We start from the raw sequence: 18,597 nt of genomic DNA on the forward strand, positions 1-18,597 counted from the left end.
AGGTCCTTGACCTGGCCCGCCTGCGCCTCCAGCACGATGCCGGTCACCTCGTGGGCGATGAAGTCGTGCAGGTCGCGGGCCAGGTCGAGGCGCTGCTTGCGGCGCGCCCCCGTGACCGCCCGCGTACGCCGGTCGTCGAGCGAGCGCAGGTAGAGCCCGACGCCCACCGCGCACCCGGCGGCCGTGAGCGCGAGAGAGGCCCCGATCACCGCCTCCTCCACCGGCAGCGTGGTGACGCGCAGGGCCACCCGCAGCGGCAGGGCCGCGATCGTCAGGACGATCAGCACTCCTGCCGCCGCCGCGTGCGAGGCGGGCGCCCACCGCACGGTCAGCACGGTCAGCACGAGCAACGCGGTCACCTCGACGAACATGAAGATCACCGCTACTTCCGGCATCGGTCCTCCGTAGGCGACGTCCACCAGGATCGAGACCGCGCAGGCGACGCTCGCGGCGAGGGTGCCGATCGCGAACGTGGGAGGCCGGCGCAGCAGCACCACGGCTACGGCGGCCACGGCCACCCAGGCGGCGAAGGGAGCCAGCATGCCGGCGAGCCTAGTGCTCGGGTTCTGAGGTTCTCGGGTTCTCGGGACGATCAAGCCTTGCGGCAGAGCACGTGGTCGATCAGCGTCGCGGCCGCCTTGTCCTGGCGGAGCAGGGCGTCCAGGGAGTCCTTGCGCTCGCTCGACATGGAGACGATCACGCTGAGCTTGCCGTCGGCCGAGACGCCCGTCCGGGTCATGTAGCCCAGGATGTCCCCGCCGTGGCCCCAGGAGACGCCTCCGCAGGACAGCGGGCGGGTGAACACGCCCAGCCCGTACCGGGCCCCAGGCCAGATGCGCCCGGTCTGCTCGTCGACGGGGATCGTGTGCCGCATCTGCGCCAGTTCGGCCTGGCCCAGCAGCTTGCCGCCCAGCAGGGCGCGGAAGAAGCGGTTGAGGTCCGCGGTGGTCGAGATGAGGCCGCCCGAGGCGTCGGCGTCGCGGTGTTCGGTGACGTCCGTCGGTCTTCCTTTCGCGGAGTAGAACTCATACCCCCTGGCGTGCGGTCGCGGGACCTTGGCGGACTCTCCCGGCCACAACGTGTGCCGCAGGCCGAGCGGCTTGATGATGCGGGCCTCGACCTCCTGGTGCCAGAGCCGGCCGGTCACCCTCTCGATGATCAGGCCGAGCAGGGCGTACCCGGTGTTGGCGTAGCTCCAGCCCTTGCCGGGCGCGAAGTCGGGCTTGTGGCGCATCGCCCGCGCCACCACCTGCTCGGGGGTGAAGGTGTCGAAGCGGTGCCGGTAGTACTCCTTGGCCGAGCCGATGGCGGTCGGGTAGGGGTAGTCGTCGTGGATGCCGCTGGTGTGCTGGAGCAGGTCGCGAACCGACATCTCGCCGCCGTCGTTGCCGTTGCCCTTCACCAGCCCCGGGAGCCACCGCTCGACGGTGTCGTCCAGTGACAGCCGCCCCTCGGCGGCCAGTTGCAGGATCACGGTGGCCACGAAGGTCTTGTTGTTGCTGCCGATCCGGAAGTAGCCGTTCGCGGGGACCGGCCGCTTGGTCCTGATGTCGGCGACGCCGCTGGTCGCGACCAGGCTCCTGCCGTCGGGGCCGACCACATGGGCCTGCACGCCGACGACTCCGGCGGCACGCACCGCGTCGGTGTCCCGCTGAAGAGCGGCCCGGTCGTACCCCTGTTCTCGATCATGCTGCGATGAGGGCGTCGCCGAGACGGCGATCGCGGTGACCAGCGTGATGACCTTGACGATGAGACCTTGTCCCGCGATGAGGTGAAGCATGTGTGCTCCTGGTTCTTGTTGCCGCTCGATCGGCCACAAGCATCGCGGTGGGGCCGGGCCCGCCACATCTGCCGTTCGGCAGATATTGTCTCCGGCGCGGCGGCCGCGACCGGCTCTCGCTATGCCGATCGGGGCGTGAAGCTCATTCCGCCCGCAGCTCGTGTTCTTCGAGAACGGTGAAGCCGGCCGCGCGCAGGGCCGCGATGAACGGCACGCCCCGGTCGAGGACGTGGAAGTGAAGCACGCGGTCACCGTCCAGTCCGACGAGGGCGAGCGCTCCCGGGCGGAGGCCGCCGGGGCGGCTCACGACGATGGTGCTGATGTCCGCCGCCGGCAGCGAGAAATCGTTTCGCCCCTTGCGGCGGCCCTTTTCGTCAGGCAGAAAGGAGAGCCGGGTACGGTCGATCACCAGCAGTGCCTGGTAGGAGCGCTGACGCCACTGCTTGGCTCCAGAACGCCGGTGATCGAGCGGATCGAGCGGCCAGAACGCGACCGCGAACGCTGACGGATCGTGGAAGGCGGCACGCAGCCGGGCGGCTGAGAGTTTCCGGGTGGCCACGATGATCGCGCCTACGATCACAACGAGGCCCAGCACGCTCGGGGGGCCCAGCCAGCCCCACTCCATCGTCGCCTTGGTCGTGGCGATCGCGGCTCCGGCGAGCGCGCCCAGCATGCGCGTCCGGTGACGCCTGTGGTGTTCGAGCGCCACCTGTCGCGCGGTCCCGGGGAGAGGGGGAAGCGAGTGCGATTGAGCGATTTCATCGGACACGCGAACCCCCGTACGGGATCATGACGCGGCGCGGAGGAAGCCAAGTGTAAACCGCACACATCACCATCGATCGCCTCCTCTGTTCGCGCTCGGGCGAAGGGAGGAGGCGATCGACAGGTCCGGCGGCGTTCAGACCGTCAGGCTCAGCGCCAGAACTCCGGCGACCGGCACCATGTAGAGCAGCGGGAACGGCAGGTGCGCGTACGAGCGCGCCCGCGCCACCGTGATCAGCGCCCCGGCGAAGTACAGCACCAGGCAGATCCCCGCCACGACGCCGACGACCGGCACGAACAGGCCCGCGAGCAGCCCCAGTGCGCCCGCGGCCTTGGCCGTGCCGAGCCAGGGCCACCAGCGGCTGGTGATGCCGTACTCCGCCAGCGGGCCCACCACCCACTTGGCGCGAGTGAAGACGGAGACGGCCGAGAAGCCGACCCAGGCCGCGGTCAGGACGGTGACGATGGCGTACAAGATGATCAGATCCTTCCGAAGGGAGGCGGAGCAAGACGGAACGGAACGGCGTCAGGCCCAGGACGCGCCCGCGGGCTCCTTGATGGTGGCGTTGATGCGGTTGAAGAAGTTGGTGATCGAGATGGTCAGGATGATCGCCGACAGCTGCTTCTCGTCGAAGTGGTCGGCGACCTCGTTCCAGAGGTCGTCGGAGACCGCGTCCGTGGACCGGTCGGCCATCCGGGTGACGGCCTCGGTGAGCGCCAGCGCGGCGCGTTCGATGTCGCTGTAGAACGGGGCCTCGCGCCAGGCGGCCACGTTGCCGACGCGTTCGTCGGACTCGCCGGACTTCTTGAGGTTCGCGACGTGGGCGTGGACACAGGCGCTGCAGCCGTTGATCTGGCTGGTGCGCAGGGCGACGATCTCCAGGAGTTCCTGCGGGGCGCCGCCCTCGTAGATGCCCTTGTAGATGCCCTGGATCCCCTTCATGGTCTCGGAGAGGACGAACGCCGGGTTCTTCATGCGTGCTTCCATGATCACGGTTCCTTTTTCGAGTGGCTGACCTGTGGACTCATCATGGAGAGGCGGGTTGATAGATTCGCGATGCGTCCGCTATGGGCGGGTTGATGGGGGCTGAGGGGAGGCGGGCGGGATGGGCGTACGGTTCGCTGTGCTGGGGCCCGTACAGGTGATGGCCGGCGACCGGGAGCTGACCGGGCTGGCGCCACGTCACCGCGCGGTGCTGGCGTACCTGCTGCTGCACGCCCGCACCGTGCTCAGCGCCGACCAGCTGAGCGACGCGGTGTGGGGGGTGACGCCTCCGGACACCGCGCGGTCGCAGATCCAGGCCGCGATCACCGCCATCCGCCGGGTGCTGCGCGAGGAGGGGGCGGCGCAGTCGCTGGTGACGCGCGCGGGCGGGTACATGATCGAGCCGGAGTGGCTCGACCTGGACGAGTTCACCGCCCGGATGGCGGCCGCCCAGCAGGAGAAGGAGACGGCCCAGGACGCCGTCCGTCAGGTACGCGACGCGCTGGCGCTGTGGCGGGGCCAGCCGCTCGCGGACGTGCACGCCGACTACGTCGAGAGCCTCCGCGGCCGGCTCGAACAGCGGCGGCTGGCCGCGATCGAGCGCCTGGCCGACCTGGAGCTGTCGCTGGGGCGGCACGAGGACCTGATCGACGAGCTGTCCGCGCACGTGGCGGCCCACCCGCTGCGCGAGCGGCTGTCGGGTCAGCTGATGCTCGCCCTGCACCGCTCGGGACGGCAGGCCGACGCGCTGTCGGCGGGCAGGGCCTTCCGCGAGGCGCTGGTGGAGCAGCAGGGGCTGGATCCCGGCCGGGCGTTCGTGGCGATCGAGCAGGCCATTCTCCGCGACGACCCGGAGCTGCAGGTCCAGCCGCAGGAGGAGGCCGTACGCGAGCCCGAGCGCCGGGCGAACTTCGTCCCCTACGACATCCCGGACTTCGCCGGACGGACCGTCGAGCTGGAGCGCATCGCCGGCCTCCAGCCCGGCACGACGATCCTGACCATCGACGGGATGGCGGGCATCGGGAAGAGCGCGCTGGCGATCCACGCCGCGCACCGGCTGGCCGAGCGCTACCCCGACGGGCAGTTGTTCGTCGACCTCCAGGCGCACACCGCGGGACACGAGCCGGTCGAGGCCGGCGCCGCGCTGGAGACCCTGTCGCGCCAGCTCGGGGTGCCGGCCGAACGCATCCCGGCCTCGCTCGCCGCGCGCGCCGCGCTGTGGCGGGCCGAGCTGGCCGAGCGCCGCGTCGTGATCGTGCTGGACAACGCCACGGACACCGATCATGTACGCCCCCTGCTGCCCGGCGCCTCCGACAGCCTCGTCCTGATCACCAGCCGCCGCCGGCTGATCGATCTCGACGGCGCCCGCGCGCTGTCCATGGACGTGCTGCCGGTCAGGGACGGGGAGCGGCTGTTCGCCTCGATCGTGGGGGAGCGGGCGCAGGCGGAGCCGGACGCGGTGCTCGACGTGCTGCAACTGTGCGGCTTCCTGCCGCTGGCCGTGCGGATCGCCGCCGCGCGGCTGCACCACCGCCCGCGCTGGACCGTCGGATATCTGGCCGGGCGGCTGCGCGACGAGCGTCGCCGGCTGGCCGAGCTGTCCACCTCCGACAGGGGGGTGGCGGCCGCGTTCACGCTGTCGTACCAGCACCTGGACGCCGAGCGGCAACGCATGTTCCGGCTGCTGGGCGTGCACCCGGGTCGCGACATCGACGCCCACGCGGCCGGCGCACTGGCCGGGATCCCCGCCGACGACGCCGAGACGCTGCTGGAGGACCTGCTGGACGCCCACGTCCTGGCCCAGCACGAGCCCGGCCGGTACACCTTCCACGACCTGCTGCGCGAGCACGCGCGCGCCACCGCGTCCGCCGAGGAGGGCGACGACGTCCGGCACGAGGCCCTGACCCGCCTGTTCGACCACTACCGGGCCACGGCGGCCGCGGCGATCGACGTCATGTTCCCGTTCGGCAAGCTTCGCAGGCCGCCCGTCCCGGACACGGACCTGGAGATCATGACGTTCCGCGGCGAGGTGGAAGCGTGCGCCTGGCTGGAGGTCGAGCGCGCCAACCTCGTCGCCGTGGGCACGCACGCGGCCGACGGCGACTGGCCCGCCCACGCCGGTCAGCTGGCCGCCATCCTGCACCCCTACCTCGACGGCCAGGCCCGTCACGCCGACGCGATCACCCTGCACACGAAGGCGCTGGAGGCCGCCCGCCGCCGGGGCGACCGGGCCGCCGAGGGGCGGGCGCTGCTCGACCTGGCCTGGGTGTACTGGCGGCAGGGCCGGTACGAGGAGTCGTACGAGACCTGCCGTCCGGCCCTTGACCTGTGCCGCGAGATCGGCGACCGGCTCGGCGAGTCGCGGGCGCACAACACGCTCGGCAACGTGTGCCTCAGGCAGCACGACTACGAGCGGGCGGACCACCACCTGGAACAGGCGGTCCGGCTGAGCCGCGAGATCGGCAACCGCGTCGGGGAGGCGCACACGCTGAGCAGCCTCGGCATCAGCCACGACCGGCAGGGACGCTACCCGCAGGCCCTCGACCACCACCGCCGGGCCCTGGAGCTGCACCGTCAGCTCGGCAGCCGCAACGGTGAGGCGCGCGTGCTGGACCTCCTCGGCCAGGTCTACCAGCGGCACGGGCAGCACGAGCAGGCCCGCGACCACCACCGGCAGGCGCTGGAGCTCTACCGCGAGCTGGGCTGCCGCAGCGACGAGGCCGCGCCGCTCAACGGGCTGGGCGAGGTGGGGCGCGTCGCCGGCGACCCCGACCAGGCCGTGACGCATCACGGCGACGCCCTCGCCATCGCCCTTGAGCTGGGCAACCGGCCCGAGGAGGCGCGCGCTCACGAGGGGCTGGCGTACGTCCACCGTGAGGGCGGGCGGCTGGAGCTGGCCCGCGACCACGCCAAGCGGGCCCGGGACCTGTACACCGACCTGGGCGTGCCTGACGTCGGAGCGGTGGAGACGCTGCTGAAGGAGCTGGACTGAGCCTCTTCGACGTGGCCATGAGGTCGGCATGGTCATGAGGTCGGCGTGGCCGTGAGCAGGAAACTGTGGCTGTCGGTCCAGCGGTGCGCGGCTTATGTTCCCGGTGAGAGCCCCACCGGCAAAGGAGTCGTACCGTGCGCATCACAGCGGCCCTGACCGAGACCCGAGGCGCCCCCTTCACGCTCACCCCCCTCGAACTCGACGACCCCCGCCCCGGCGAGGTGGTCGTGAGGATGGTGAGCTCCGGCGTCTGCCACACCGACCTGATCATCCGCGACCAGTGGTACCCGGTCCCGCTGCCCGCCGTGCTCGGCCACGAGGGCGCGGGCGTCGTGGAGGCCGTCGGCGACGGCGTCAGTTACGTGGCGCCCGGCGACCACGTGGTGCTCACGTTCAACTCCTGCGGCGGCTGCCGCATGTGCGACCAGGGGCGGCCCGCGTACTGCGACGGGTTCTTCGGCTGCAACTTCGGGGGCGCGCGGCCCGACGGCAGCTCGCCCCTGCGCCGGGAGACGGGCGGCGGCGACGTGTACGGGGCCTTCTTCGGCCAGTCGGCGTTCGCGACGCACGCCCTGGCCAACGAGCGCAACGTCGTCAAGGTCGACAGGGACGCTCCCCTGGAGCTGCTCGGCCCGCTGGGCTGCGGCATCCAGACCGGCGCGGGCGGCGTGCTGAACTCGCTCGACCCGCCGGCGGGCAGCAGCATCGCGGTGTTCGGGGTGGGCTCGGTCGGCGTCAGCGCGGTCATGGCGGCCGTCCTCGCGGGCTGCTGCACGATCGTCGCCATCGACCTGAACGAGCGGCGCCTGGAGCTGGCCAGGGAGCTGGGCGCCACCCACACGATCGACGCCGCCCTCGACGACCCGGTGGAGCGGCTGCGCGACCTCACCGGCGGCCTCGGCGTCGATTACACCATCGAGACGACCGCCGTCCCCGCCGTCCTGCGGCAGGCGGTCGACGCGCTGAACAACGGCGGCACCTGCGGCCTGATCGGTGCCGCCGCGCTCGGCACCGAGGTGTCGCTCGACATGTCCTCGCTGCTGTTCGGCAGGAGCGTGCGCGGGATCGTCGAGGGCGACAGCGTGCCGCGCCGGTTCATCCCCCAGCTGGTGGAGCTGCACCGGCAGGGCCGCTTCCCGTTCGACAGGCTGATCAGGACGTACGCGTTCGAGGACATCAACCAGGCGGTGGAGGACTCCGAGAAGGGCGACACCCTCAAACCCGTCCTGACCTTCGCCTGACCAGCCCGGGGCGGCCGGGGGCGTCCCTGGCCGCCCCCGGGGATCAGGTGATCTTGGGGCCGGGCACGGAGGTGCCCGTGACCATGTACTGGTGGGTGTTCTCGGTGTCCACCCGGTATCGGCGGAACTTGTCCATGACGAGGTTGTAGAACTCCTCCTCGTCGGTGACGTGCGGGTTCTCCTCGACGACCCGCTCGATCAGCTGCTGCCGGATCGTGGTGAAGCTGTTGGTCTTCACCTCGTCGGACCAGCCGATTCCGGTGGCTATGTGCTCGTAGAAGGGGGCGAGGTTCGGGTCCCGCTCCTTCTCGTCGAGCACGGAGGTGATCACCTGGGCGATCTTGGTGCCCACCCGGTCGGAGTCGGTGACCGTCTCGTCGGGGTGGTAGTAGACGACGACCTTGTCCGCCTTGGGCGTCTCCGCGAGCGGCACGGCCGACAGGAAGGTCTTGAACTCGCTGATCGATCCGCCGACCTCGTCGTCGTCGTACAACTCGATCAGGGCGTCGGTGAGCTTGACGGCGCTCTCCTGCGAGTAGGTGTTCACCACGAGCCGCCGCGTCAGGTACTTGTCCGGCACTTCCAGGTAGTTGTTGACGAAGTGGAAGTAGTCGCCCTTCACCAGCGCGGTTGGGTAGTCGTAGGCGTGGTTCTGGGCCTGCAGGTCGAAACGGTCGTCCTTGGCGTACTCGAAGACGAGGTCCGGATCACTCATCGGCTCCTGCAGGTACCGGCTGTCGAACATGCTCATGTTCTTGTAGAGCCTGACCTGCCCTTGCTGGTGGGCCTTGGAGTACGTCCCGGTCTTGGCGTCGTAGAAGGCGTGGAACTGGGACTTGATGAACTCGCTGTCGGCCACCTTCTTCTCCGCCAGGGGCGCCTTCTGCAAGCGGACCTCCTGCGTGCGCTCGGCCCGGAGCTGACGCTTGAGCTGCCGCTGGGTCGGCGGGCGCGGTGGCGCCGCCTGCTGAGGGGGCGGCGTGGCGGTGGGCTGGGACGGGGCGTCGAGCACGTCCTGCAGCGTCTGGCTCGCCTTCTCGGTGAGACGGACGGCATTGCGCCGCTTGTTCCTGGTCAGCTTGGGATTCTTCTGCACACCAACCCCCCTGGGCGTCGAGTCCCCCGATCCGGCCCCCATGCTTGACCATGGAGGCCGTTCTGAGTACTGACGGCGCCGACAGAGAAACCTCGCACCGCATGAGCGCGGGAGGGCCGGGCGTCGTTCGCGAGCCTGTGCCGCTCAGGTCAGCCGCTCAGGTCAGCCGAGGAGGCCGCCGAGCAGGCTGCCGAGCCCGATCCTGCCGAGCAGCGACGTGGGAGCGTTGTGCGTCGAGGTGGCGGTGGCGGTGGCGCTGGCATCGCCCGTGGAGCCGCCGGAGGAGCGGGCGCACGTCGTGGTCATGCTGCCGGAGAAGCCGTCGGCCGCCGTCGTGTCGAACACCGAGGTGGAGGCCATGGAGCCGTCGCACGCGCAGAGCGCGGAGTCGCCGGCCATCAACGCCTGGAGGGACTCCTCGGCGGCGGCGACGTCCCTGTGCGACGGGTTGTGCAGGAGGGCCTCGCCGACCAGGGAGTTGAGCAGGGACTCCGCGCCGATGATGTCCACGAGCGAGCCGGACGGGGCCGTCTGCGGACCGAAGGTGGTCGTCATGGTGGCGGCGCAGGGCCGTACGGTGCCGAAAGTGGTGTCGGCGGCCACGGGAGCGGCGGTCAGGAGCAGGCCGGCGGCGGTGCCGGCGAGGGTGATGATGCTGCGTTTGTGCATGGTGTCCCCTGTGGGTGGTGATTTGATCATCCGCAGCGATCAGTACCCTTAGTAGGGAATCCACTACTTAATAGTTGGATCCGCGGTTCTTTACCCCAGAGGTTCCAGCTCCTGCTCGACCAGCCGCGTGACGTTCGCGAAGAAGACCTGGTCGTGGACGAGGCGCAGCACCAGTACGCGCTCCAGCGCGGTCAGGGCGCCGGCGTTGGCCGGGTTCGACTCGACCCTGGTCAGGGCGTCCTCGGCGTCCGCGTCACCGCGGAACCGGATGCGCACCAGGTCGAGCAGTTGTGACGACGAATCGCCCTTTCTCATAACCTCCGTGACAAGGTGGACGGCGCTTCTGCCTATGTCGCTGGGGGATGGCACGTGTGCTCCTCAGGGGGTGGATCCGGGTGGATCGGCGTGCAGGTCGAGCTCGGGGTCCTGCTGCAGGATGCGGTGGTGGAGCCGTACGAGCTCCTTGCCGGGGGTGGTGTCGAGCTCGTCGGCGAGGCGCTGGCGCAGGCCGGCGAACGCGGCCAGCGCGTCGGCCTGCCGTCCGGCGCGGTAGTAGGCCAGCATGAGCAGGCCGCCGAGCCGCTCGTCGGGCGGCCCGTCGTCGAGGGCGTCGGCGATCTCGGGGATGAGCCGCGTGTGCAGGCCCAGCCGTAGCTCGGCCTCCAGGCAGTCGGTGGTCGTGGCGCGGTGCTCGGCGCGCAGCTTGGCGCGGTGCTTGACGGCGCACTGGCCGCGCAGGCCGTCGAGCGGCTCGCCCGCCATCAGGCCGTCGGTGCCCCATTCGCGCAGGGCCTGACGCAGCAGCCGTACGGCCTGCTCGTCGTCGCGGCCCAGTAACGGACGGGCCTCCTTCACCAGGGCGCGGAATCGGTGCGCATCGACCTGGCCGCGCGCCGCCAGCACCCGGTAGCCGCTCTCGTACTTCGGCAGCATGTCGCGCCCCAGCTCCGAGCGCAGCTCACTCGCGTAGTGCTGCAGCACCTTGCGGGCGCTGACGATCGGGGACTCGCCCCAGATCTTGTCGATCAGCTCCTCCATGGTCACCGGCCTTGACTCCGCCAGCAGCAGCAAGGCCAGAAACAGGCGCTGCTTCCGGTCACCGACGTACACCCGTGTAGCTCCGCGGTAAGCCTCCACGCCGTTCAACAAACGAAACTCCATCGTCCGCCCCTTCTGACTACATCCATTGATATGGACTTACCGCATTCGTGAACAATCTTTAGAATTCCTATGGCGAACCTAAGGCGCGGCGCCCAGTCGATACCCAAGCCGGCCCGACGGCGCGGCATTCGTGCTTTTGCCGTCGGGCGGCGCAAGGCTCCCCGGCCGAACAGGAGAGAAAAAGATGGGTAGTGCCAAGGAAAGCCGGTCGCACGACGCCGCATGGTTCAAGGCGACCTTCAGCGACAACGGCGGCGGCTGCGTCGAGGTCGCGCTGGGCGCGGACGGGGTCGCGGTCCGCGATTCCAAGGACCCTGACGGGCCCGTGCTCCGCTTCAGTGATCAGGAGTGGTGCGCGTTCCTCGCCGGGGTGCATGCCGGTGAATTCGACCTGAGGTGATCCGGATCCACGCCCGTAGGGGGCGCCGCGACGCGCGGGCCGCGACGTCCCCTCCCTCCCCCCGGGCGCGTCCACGACGGCTCACCGGACGGCGGCACGGACGTCGTCGGAGACCATGGACAGGAACTCCCGCGCCTCGTCGCCGAAGATCGCCATCTGCCGCAGCAGGGACCATTGCCGCAGATAGATCGCGATGTCGTCGGTGTCGTTGGCGGTCAATCGCACATGCGTTATCTCGACCTCCACATAAGCGTCCGCCGGGCTGTCGTCGCCCTCGTACACCGTGAAACCGTGCGGCGGGCAGACAAGGGCTTCTCTGTTGTGCGGTATCAGACCGATGCGGACGTTCTCCAGCGTGCTCAGCGACGCTATTCGGTCCAATTGGGCCAGCAGGAGTTTGACCGGTCCCGGCCGGCACCTCAGCGCCGCCTCGGTAATGAGGAATTCGAAATTCCGGGTTTCCTCATACAGCGCGAGCTGCCGCTGCAATCTCGCGGCGACGGCCATGGACAGGTCACCCTCGGAGTAGGGCGGGTCGAACAACGTGAACACCCGCCTCGCGTACTCCGCCGTCTGCAGCAGCCCCGGGATGAGCGTGGGCTGGAAGACGCGTACGAGGTGCGCCTGGTCCTCCTGCTCCCTGATCTCGTCCTGGAGGTGCGCCTGCCGCTGGAGGGCGGCCCGCCAGGTGTGCACCTCCGTGAAGGCGGCCTGGGTCAGGTCGGCGAGCGACTCCCGCGTCTCGGGCGCGGCATCGACCGCATCACCCCAGGCGGTGACCTCCGGCAGCGAAGGGATGACGGAGCCGGACTCGATGCGGGATACTTTGGACTGGCTGATCCCGATGCGCTGGGCGAGATCGCGACCGGAGATCCCGGAAATGTCGCGCAACCGGCGTAACTCCTGCGCCAGCCGCTGGCGTTTGGTGCGGCTTTCCCCTCCGTCACCTGCGATTGCGTTCATCGCGTTGTACTCCCGAAGGTGGTACGCGACACTCCGTAACCGGATTGTTGCGAAAGCGATCTAACGTGATTCTTGACGATGTAGCACTAAATCAGACTAAGTCGCGCTACGTCAACTTAGGGTGGATGGTTAGCTTGTGCTGGTTTGGCGGGATTTGCCTGCATATATCCGGCATTTTCCCGCGAAGACGGGTGAGATGATTCATACTGATTCGTTATGTATCGGCGGGCCGAAGCCCGTTGTCAAGCCGCCCGCAAAGGCGGCGCCGCAGGTCCCGGCACTTTCTGGGGGTACGACCTGACGCGGCGCGGACAGGTCACAGGCACTGTTTTCCTGGACGCGACCGCCGGTGGGGTTGGCTGCCTTCTCTCTGAACGTTTCACGCAAGGAGGGACCGAGCCCTCTGCCACTACCCCGACTCACCGGCCACACTACGGCAGCGACGGCCCTGATCGCTGCCCTGACGGTTCCCGCTCGGCCCGCGCCGCACCACCAGACCCGGCGAGCGGGCCGGCGACGGGGTGAGCCCGCGCGCTGCCGCCGCCGGCCGATGACCTGGTCAACGAACTAGTACGCCGCAGGACTGCGTCCTTCTGCGAGGAGCGGAGCCGGTGGATCACCCACAGTGATGGCGGGGCCCGGTACGACACATCGAGGGGAAACAACGAATGTTCAGCACCATCAAGGGTCGCCGCATGCTCAAGAACACGGGCATGGCCCTCGGGATCGCGACCGTCCTGTTCACCGGGGCCACGGCGCTGGCCGGACCGGCGTCGGCGGCGACGGTCACGGCGCAGGTGGACGGGGCCAGGATCCTGGTCAACGGCAGCAGCGCCGCCGACGGGATCGAGCTCTTCCCGTCGGGCACCTTCGTCTCCGTCAGCAACACGCTGGGGTCGGTCGTGGCCGGCCCGGGCTGCACGGCGGTCGGAGCCGTCGTACGGTGCCCGACCACGGGCGTCACCAGGGTCGACGTGTTCGCGGCGGCGGGTGACGACGCCATCCGCAACAGCACGAGGTTCGGCGGGACGCTGTCGGGTGACAACGGCAACGACACCGTCAACGGCGGCGGCAACACCGACGTCCTGGCCGGTGGCCTGGGCGACGACACGCTGAGCGGCAACGCCGGCGACGACCGTCTGGTCGGTGGCCCGGGCGAGGACCGCCTCAACGGCGGTGCCGGCACCGACGCCTGCGAGGGCGAGCTGGAGGTCGCCTGCGAGCTGTAAGGACAGCCGGAGTTCAAGTCAGGCCCAGCCGGCGACCGTCGCCTCCTGGGCCCGACCACCGCGTTCTGCGCGCCGCGGTGGCCGGGCAGCCAGAGGTACGCGCGCGGGCGATACTCGGTTCACGTTCAGTAGAACCCGCCGGACGGCATCCGTAAAGGTCATTGACAACGCCGCAGCTCCCAGGGGTCGTGGGCGCAGAAGACGTCGACACTGTGCGTGTTCGCCAGGTCGCGCAGCCGCGCCTGGCTGGCCAGCCGGGCCGGTTCGTCCACCTGTGAATCGAGTTGCACGATGTCCATCAGCGGGTGCGAGCGCGGCTCGTCAGGCGCCAGTTCCCCGTGGTGGAAGTAGGCGTCCCCGGCGTGCAGCAGCCATCGCTCGCCGTCCCTGACGGCCACGCCCGCGTGGCCCCTGGTGTGCCCGCCGAGCGGCACCATCAGGAAGTCCGTGGAGAACGTCGAGGGCCGCACGCCCTCCACCCCGAACCACCTCTCGCCGTCGCCGTCATAGGTGACCCAGCGCGGCCCGTGCGCCCAGTGGCTGGGACGGTAGCGACGGCTCGGCGCCTCGGCCAGCGCCGCCTTCAGCTCGGCCGCCATGACGTGCACCTCGGCCCCCGGGAAGTCGGGCAGCCCGCCGCTGTGGTCGACGTCCAGGTGGGTCAGCAGGATGTGGCGCACGTCGGCGGGGTCGTGGCCGAGCCGGGCGAGCTGCCTGACCGCGGTCTCCCCGGGCACGAGCGCGGGCTCGACCAGCGAGACCCACTCGGCCGCCAGCAGCTCGCCGGGCCGGGTCACGTCGTCCAGGCCAAGGCCGGACTCGACCAGCACGAGCCCCGAAGCGGGCGTCTCGACGAGCAGCGCGTGGCAGACCGCGGGGGTGCCGGCGTCGATCTCGCGCATGGAGGCGAGGTTCAGGTGGTGGATTCTCATGGGGCCTAGACTGCGACTTGAAGCGCGGTTCAAGTCAAGGAGTGACATGGTGCTCGACATCGCGGAGGTGTCGCGGCGGTCGGGGCTGGCCCCGTCGGCGCTGCGGTTCTACGAGCGCAAGGGGCTCATCGCGCCGGTCGCGCGCAACGGGCTGCGCCGGGCCTACCTGCCGGAGACGGTGGAGCGGCTGGCGCTGATCACGTGCGCCCGCGACGCCGGGTTCACGCTCGCGGAGATCGGCGCCTTCCTGGTGGCCGGTCCGTCCGACGCGGTGCTGCGCGAGCGGATGGCAGCCAAGGAGCGCGCGGTGGACGAGCGGATCGCGCAGCTCACGCGGCTGCGCGACAGCCTGCGCCACGCCGCCGTCTGCGACCACGACCCGCTCGTCGAGTGCCCCGACTTCAAGCGGGCGATCCGCCGCGTGAGCCCGCGCTGATCCAGGCCGCCGGCCAAGCCCGGGCCAGCTCGCGCTGCACGCGGGACCGCTGGAAGTCGGCGAGGCCCCGGTCAGCCGGCGCTGACGTACTGCCGGGGCCGCAGCGCGTGCGCCCGCAGCGCCGCCAGGGCCGCCAGCTGGCCGGGCCGCGACAGCCGTATCGCGAGATCGTCCGCGAACGCCAGCTCAAGCGCCGTGAGCTGGTCCACCAGGTCGATGACCGGCGTGGCGACGTCGTCCAGGCTCGTCGTGGGGTGCCAGCCCTCGCCCCCCACCACCTCGGCCACCCGCTCGCGCAGCGCGGCGGGTGACATGAGCGCGCCGTCGGCCAGCAGCATCAGCGCCGCCTCGCGCGCCGAGACCTCGAAGTCGTGCTCGCCCCTGGCCAGCAGCAGCTTGGTGACCGCGTCCCACATGGTGTCGGGTGACTCCAGCAGCCGCTTGCCGTACGGCGTGATCGACAGCTTGACGCCGTCACGCTTGATCGCGCCCAGCTCGCGCTCGGCCAGGTCACGCAGGCGCAGCGCCTCGTGGGACGGGGCCAGCCGCATGGGGACGCTGTCCTCGGAGGCGGCCAGCGACAGCAGGCCGTGGAGCGCGGGCAGCGGCTGGGCCGCCACGGGGGCGTGCAGCCGCACCTCGAACGGCTGGGCCAGCTCGCGCCTGGCCGGGCCGCGGCCGAGCACCCAGCGGTTGAGCCGCTCGCCGTGCACCCGGTGCAGCCAGCTGTCACCGCCCAGCTCGACGCGCGGCTCGGTGAGCCAGCGCCTGGTCAGCGCGCCGGGATGGACGTTCTCGCCGGAGACGATCGCCAGCTCCAGGGCCGCCGAGCAGGCGACGTGGGCGCCCAGCTCCTCGGGCCCCATGATCATGCTCCACCGCAGATCGGGAACGTCGGGCGGGAGCACGCCGGTGGCCTCCAGCGCCTCCTGGTAGGCGCTGGTGCCCGCGTCCTCGCCCTGGCGGGCGTACGTGCGCAGGATCTGGGCGGTGGTCGGCGACTCGCAGAGCCCGGCGTAGCGTTCGAGCCCGCCGAGCTGCAGCAGCCGCCCGAGCGAGCGGGCGAGCCGCTCGTGGTCGCCGCCGACCTTGAGCGGCAGCGTGTACCAGAGGAACTCGCAGACGTCGAGCTGTGTCACGGTCTCCAGCGGCTCGCCACCGGTCAACCACTCCACGGCCGTCCTGGCGTCATCGGCCAGGTCAGGCTCGGAGCGCTCCAACTCGGCTAGAAGCGCGGCGACGTCTGGTGCACTCATGCCTCGAAGTTTGCCGTATCGACCCCGGGCCTGACGATGACCGAAACCGGTGCGTATTGGGTCTTGCACTGCGACTACCCTATGAAGTTAGTAAATCGTGAATTGTAACCGGGTCATATCCACCGCTTGTCGAAGAGCATCCTGGCCTTCCACTCGGTGTAAGGGATCAGCTCCGCGGTGAGCACAGGGTGCAGCCACCAGAAGTTGATCAGTGCGAGAAGGGCGAACGCGCCGACGGCCGCGGCCCCGAGCGTACGTCTCAACGGTACAGCCCCGTCCAGCGTCCTGGCGGAGGGGCCTATGAGCAATCCCGCGCACAACGTGATGGCCAGCACCATGAACGGCACCATGGGCACCGCGTAGAACAGGAACATCGTGCGGTTGTCGGCGATGGCCCAGTAGAACCAGGGCAGCCACCCCATCGCGTACGCCAGCAGCACCGCCCCGGCCCGCCAGTCGCGTGTGGCCACGTACCAGGCGATGAGCCCGATCAGCGCCGCCAGCGCGCCGAACCAGATGATCGGCGTGCCCACGCCCAGCACGGCCTCCGAGCAGTCCTTGGCGCCGCAGTTGCTCTGCTTGCCCTCGTAGTAGAAGGCCACCGGCCGCAGCAGGAGCGGCCACTGCCACGGATCCGACATGTACGGATGCGAGGACTCCAGCCCGCTGTGGAAGGAGAAGACCTGCCACTGGTACTTCACCCACGACCGCACCGAGTCGAGGACGAAGTAGAACGGCCCGGAGGAGGTGGCCTGGTCCCAGTTGCGCCCGTACCCCTGCGCGGTCGCGAACCAGCCGGTCCAGGAGACCATGTACGTCGCCAGCGGCACGAGCCCGAGACCGGCGATCCCCGTCGGCACGTCCTTGGCGAACCCGCCCGCGTACGGGCTGCGCAGCCCCACGGCCCGGCGCGCCCCCAGGTCCCACAGCAGCGACATGACGGCGAACGCGGCCAGGAAGAAGATCCCCGACCACTTGACGGCCATCGCCGCGCCCAGGCACATCCCGGCGGCGATCCGCCACGGCCGCAGCCCGAGCCACGGCCCCTGCGGCGACAGCGGCGAGGTCTCGTACCAGTCGACCAGCCGCTCGCGCGCCCTGTCGCGGTCCACCACCAGGCAGGCGAACCCGGCCAGCACCCAGAACATCAGGAAGATGTCCAGGAGCGCCGTCCGCGACAGCACGAAGTGCAGGCCGTCCAGGGCCAGCAGCAGCCCGGCGAAGCAGCCGAGCAGCGTCGAGCGGGTCATCCGGCGGGCGACGCGGGCCAGGACGAGGATCGACAGCGTCCCGACGACCGCGGCGGCGAAGCGCCAGCCGTACGGGTTCATCCCGAACAGCCACTCGCCCGCGCCGATCATCCACTTGCCGAGCGGCGGGTGCACCACGTACGAGGCGCACTTGTCGAGCGTCTCGCCGGTGCACTTCTGGAAGATGTCGGTGTTGCCGGCGATGAGCGCCTTGTCGGCGTCCTTGATCGTGACCCGCTCCACGAGCCACGTGATCAGCGAGTAGCCGTCCTTGGCGTAGTAGGTCTCGTCGAAGACGACGGAGTTCGGGTGCCCCAGCCCCATGAAGCGCAGGACGCCCCCGATGACGGTGACGAACAGAGGCCCGAGCCAGCCCCACAACACGCTGCCGCGCATCGGCGGGACCACCCGATCCCGCAGGGATCGGCTCCGGGGACTGCTCTCGTCCGCCGCCGGTTGGCCGTCCGGATGGCCATAGGTCTGGTACGGGAAATCGGTCACCGCCATTCGGACATCGTACGGGCCCCAAGCCATTGCTTACCCAGGAAACACGGTCTAATCGGGATGCCCCGCCCCACCCCTGCCAGAATGGCCGGGTGACAGAAGAGGGCAGGTTGGTGCTGGCAGGAGCCCCGATCGGGCAGGCGGGCGACGTCTCGCCGAGGCTGCGTGAGGCGCTCGCGAGCGCCGACGTGGTGGCGGCCGAGGACACCAGACGGCTGCGCAGGCTGGCCGCCGACCTGGGGGTGGAGATCGGCGGCCGGGTGGTGTCCTACTACGACGCCAACGAGGCGGCCCGCGCCCAGGAGCTCGTCGAGGCGCTCAAGCTGGGCCGCACGGTCGTGGTGATCACCGACGCGGGCATGCCGGGCGTCTCCGACCCCGGCTACCGCCTGACCCACCTCGCGGTCGAGGAGGGCATCACGGTCACGGCGCTGCCCGGCCCGAGCGCCGTCACCACCGCGCTGGCCGTGTCGGGGCTGGCCAGCGACCGGTTCTGCTTCGAGGGCTTCCCGCCGCGCAAGACGGGCGAGCGCGCCCGCAGGCTGTCGTCGCTGGCGCTGGAGGAGCGGACGATGGTGTTCTTCGAGGCGCCGCACCGGCTCAAGGAGTCGCTGGAGGCGATGGCCGGGGCCTTCGGCGCGGACCGGCGCGCGGCCGTGTGCCGCGAGCTGACCAAGACGTACGAGGAGGTGCGGCGCGGCGGGCTCGGCGAGCTGGCGGACTGGGCGGCGGCCGGAGTCAAGGGGGAGATCACGATCGTGGTCGCCGGGCACGTCGCCGCGGACGTCGCCCCCGATCTGGAGTCGCTGGTCGCCGAGGTGGACCGCAGGGTGGCCGCGGGGGAGCAGCGCAAGACGGCCGTCGCCGACGTCGCGAAGGGGGCGGGAATGCCGAAGCGCGAGCTGTATGACGCGGTTCACAAGAGATCGCCGTAAGGTCGG

Annotated in this window: 18 protein-coding genes and 1 pseudogene; 6 read left to right on the forward strand and 13 right to left on the reverse strand. The window is 70.3% G+C overall.

Annotation, left to right across the window (positions count from 1 at the left end; genetic code table 11):
- From KME77_RS24490 to KME77_RS24510, 5 genes and pseudogenes are all read right to left on the reverse strand, one after another.
- Positions 1–542, reverse strand: a pseudogene (locus KME77_RS24490) (hypothetical protein); the annotation flags it as partial.
- A 50-nt stretch (positions 543–592) separates the two neighbouring features.
- Complete coding sequence (locus KME77_RS24495) at positions 593–1,780, reverse strand: serine hydrolase domain-containing protein (RefSeq protein WP_219471286.1); 1,188 nt, start codon at positions 1,778–1,780, stop codon at positions 593–595.
- Between the two features lie 142 nt (positions 1,781–1,922).
- Complete coding sequence (locus tag KME77_RS24500; RefSeq protein ID WP_219471287.1) at positions 1,923–2,453, reverse strand: hypothetical protein; 531 nt, start codon at positions 2,451–2,453, stop codon at positions 1,923–1,925.
- Positions 2,454–2,678: 225 nt separating this feature from the next.
- Positions 2,679–3,017 (reverse strand): DoxX family protein, encoded by a 339-nt coding sequence (locus KME77_RS24505; protein WP_308250880.1) that lies wholly within the window; start codon positions 3,015–3,017, stop codon positions 2,679–2,681.
- A 51-nt stretch (positions 3,018–3,068) separates the two neighbouring features.
- Positions 3,069–3,530, reverse strand: coding sequence for a carboxymuconolactone decarboxylase family protein (locus KME77_RS24510; protein WP_219471288.1), 462 nt, complete (start codon positions 3,528–3,530; stop codon positions 3,069–3,071).
- A gap of 118 nt (positions 3,531–3,648) precedes the next feature.
- On the opposite strand from KME77_RS24510, the gene KME77_RS24515 reads away from it, so the two are divergent.
- Together KME77_RS24515 and KME77_RS24520 are read left to right on the forward strand one after the other, a co-directional pair.
- A complete protein-coding gene (locus tag KME77_RS24515) occupies positions 3,649–6,519 on the forward strand; it encodes an AfsR/SARP family transcriptional regulator (RefSeq protein ID WP_219471289.1) in 2,871 nt (956 codons plus the stop codon).
- Between the two features lie 134 nt (positions 6,520–6,653).
- On the forward strand, positions 6,654–7,760 hold the full coding sequence (locus KME77_RS24520; protein ID WP_219471290.1) for an NAD(P)-dependent alcohol dehydrogenase: 1,107 nt from the start codon (positions 6,654–6,656) through the stop codon (positions 7,758–7,760).
- A gap of 43 nt (positions 7,761–7,803) precedes the next feature.
- Here KME77_RS24520 and KME77_RS24525 read toward each other — a convergent pair whose 3' ends face one another.
- From KME77_RS24525 to KME77_RS24540, 4 genes are all read right to left on the reverse strand, one after another.
- The gene (locus KME77_RS24525) at positions 7,804–8,856 is read right to left on the reverse strand and encodes a hypothetical protein (protein WP_219471291.1); all 1,053 of its coding nucleotides are present in this window, start codon (positions 8,854–8,856) and stop codon (positions 7,804–7,806) included.
- A 162-nt stretch (positions 8,857–9,018) separates the two neighbouring features.
- Positions 9,019–9,525: a hypothetical protein gene (locus tag KME77_RS24530; protein ID WP_219471292.1), complete on the reverse strand. Its 507-nt coding sequence runs from the start codon at positions 9,523–9,525 to the stop codon at positions 9,019–9,021.
- Positions 9,526–9,615: 90 nt separating this feature from the next.
- A complete protein-coding gene (locus KME77_RS24535; protein WP_219471293.1) occupies positions 9,616–9,840 on the reverse strand; it encodes a hypothetical protein in 225 nt (74 codons plus the stop codon).
- 63 nt (positions 9,841–9,903) lie between these two features.
- Complete coding sequence (locus KME77_RS24540) at positions 9,904–10,635, reverse strand: AfsR/SARP family transcriptional regulator (RefSeq protein ID WP_219471294.1); 732 nt, start codon at positions 10,633–10,635, stop codon at positions 9,904–9,906.
- A gap of 235 nt (positions 10,636–10,870) precedes the next feature.
- Here KME77_RS24540 and KME77_RS24545 point away from each other — a divergent pair, with 235 nt between their 5' ends.
- Positions 10,871–11,086 carry a DUF397 domain-containing protein gene (locus tag KME77_RS24545; RefSeq protein ID WP_219471295.1) on the forward strand — a complete coding sequence of 72 codons (216 nt, stop codon included), beginning with the start codon at positions 10,871–10,873 and terminating at the stop codon, positions 11,084–11,086.
- A gap of 81 nt (positions 11,087–11,167) precedes the next feature.
- On the opposite strand, the gene KME77_RS24550 is transcribed toward KME77_RS24545, so the two are convergent.
- A complete protein-coding gene (locus tag KME77_RS24550) occupies positions 11,168–12,049 on the reverse strand; it encodes a helix-turn-helix domain-containing protein (protein ID WP_219471296.1) in 882 nt (293 codons plus the stop codon).
- A gap of 695 nt (positions 12,050–12,744) precedes the next feature.
- Here KME77_RS24550 and KME77_RS24555 point away from each other — a divergent pair.
- Entirely contained in the window at positions 12,745–13,278 is a 534-nt protein-coding gene (locus KME77_RS24555) for a calcium-binding protein (protein ID WP_219471297.1), read from the forward strand.
- Between the two features lie 158 nt (positions 13,279–13,436).
- Here the strand turns inward: KME77_RS24555 and KME77_RS24560 are convergent, their stop codons facing one another.
- Positions 13,437–14,210 carry an MBL fold metallo-hydrolase gene (locus tag KME77_RS24560; protein ID WP_219471298.1) on the reverse strand — a complete coding sequence of 258 codons (774 nt, stop codon included), beginning with the start codon at positions 14,208–14,210 and terminating at the stop codon, positions 13,437–13,439.
- 46 nt (positions 14,211–14,256) lie between these two features.
- Between KME77_RS24560 and KME77_RS24565 the strand changes: the two genes are divergently transcribed.
- The gene (locus KME77_RS24565) at positions 14,257–14,646 is read left to right on the forward strand and encodes a MerR family transcriptional regulator (RefSeq protein ID WP_246610668.1); all 390 of its coding nucleotides are present in this window, start codon (positions 14,257–14,259) and stop codon (positions 14,644–14,646) included.
- A gap of 71 nt (positions 14,647–14,717) precedes the next feature.
- Here the strand turns inward: KME77_RS24565 and KME77_RS24570 are convergent, their stop codons facing one another.
- Together KME77_RS24570 and KME77_RS24575 are read right to left on the reverse strand one after the other, a co-directional pair.
- On the reverse strand, positions 14,718–15,902 hold the full coding sequence (locus KME77_RS24570; protein WP_219471300.1) for a hypothetical protein: 1,185 nt from the start codon (positions 15,900–15,902) through the stop codon (positions 14,718–14,720).
- Between the two features lie 113 nt (positions 15,903–16,015).
- Positions 16,016–17,659 carry a dolichyl-phosphate-mannose--protein mannosyltransferase gene (locus KME77_RS24575; RefSeq protein ID WP_219471301.1) on the reverse strand — a complete coding sequence of 548 codons (1,644 nt, stop codon included), beginning with the start codon at positions 17,657–17,659 and terminating at the stop codon, positions 16,016–16,018.
- Positions 17,660–17,748: 89 nt separating this feature from the next.
- On the opposite strand from KME77_RS24575, the gene rsmI reads away from it, so the two are divergent.
- Positions 17,749–18,591 carry a 16S rRNA (cytidine(1402)-2'-O)-methyltransferase gene (gene rsmI / locus KME77_RS24580; RefSeq protein ID WP_219471302.1) on the forward strand — a complete coding sequence of 281 codons (843 nt, stop codon included), beginning with the start codon at positions 17,749–17,751 and terminating at the stop codon, positions 18,589–18,591.
- Positions 18,592–18,597 lie beyond the last annotated feature (6 nt).

This window comes from Nonomuraea rhizosphaerae, assembly GCF_019396405.1.
In the GTDB taxonomy this organism is placed as follows: Bacteria; Actinomycetota; Actinomycetes; order Streptosporangiales; family Streptosporangiaceae; genus Nonomuraea; species Nonomuraea rhizosphaerae.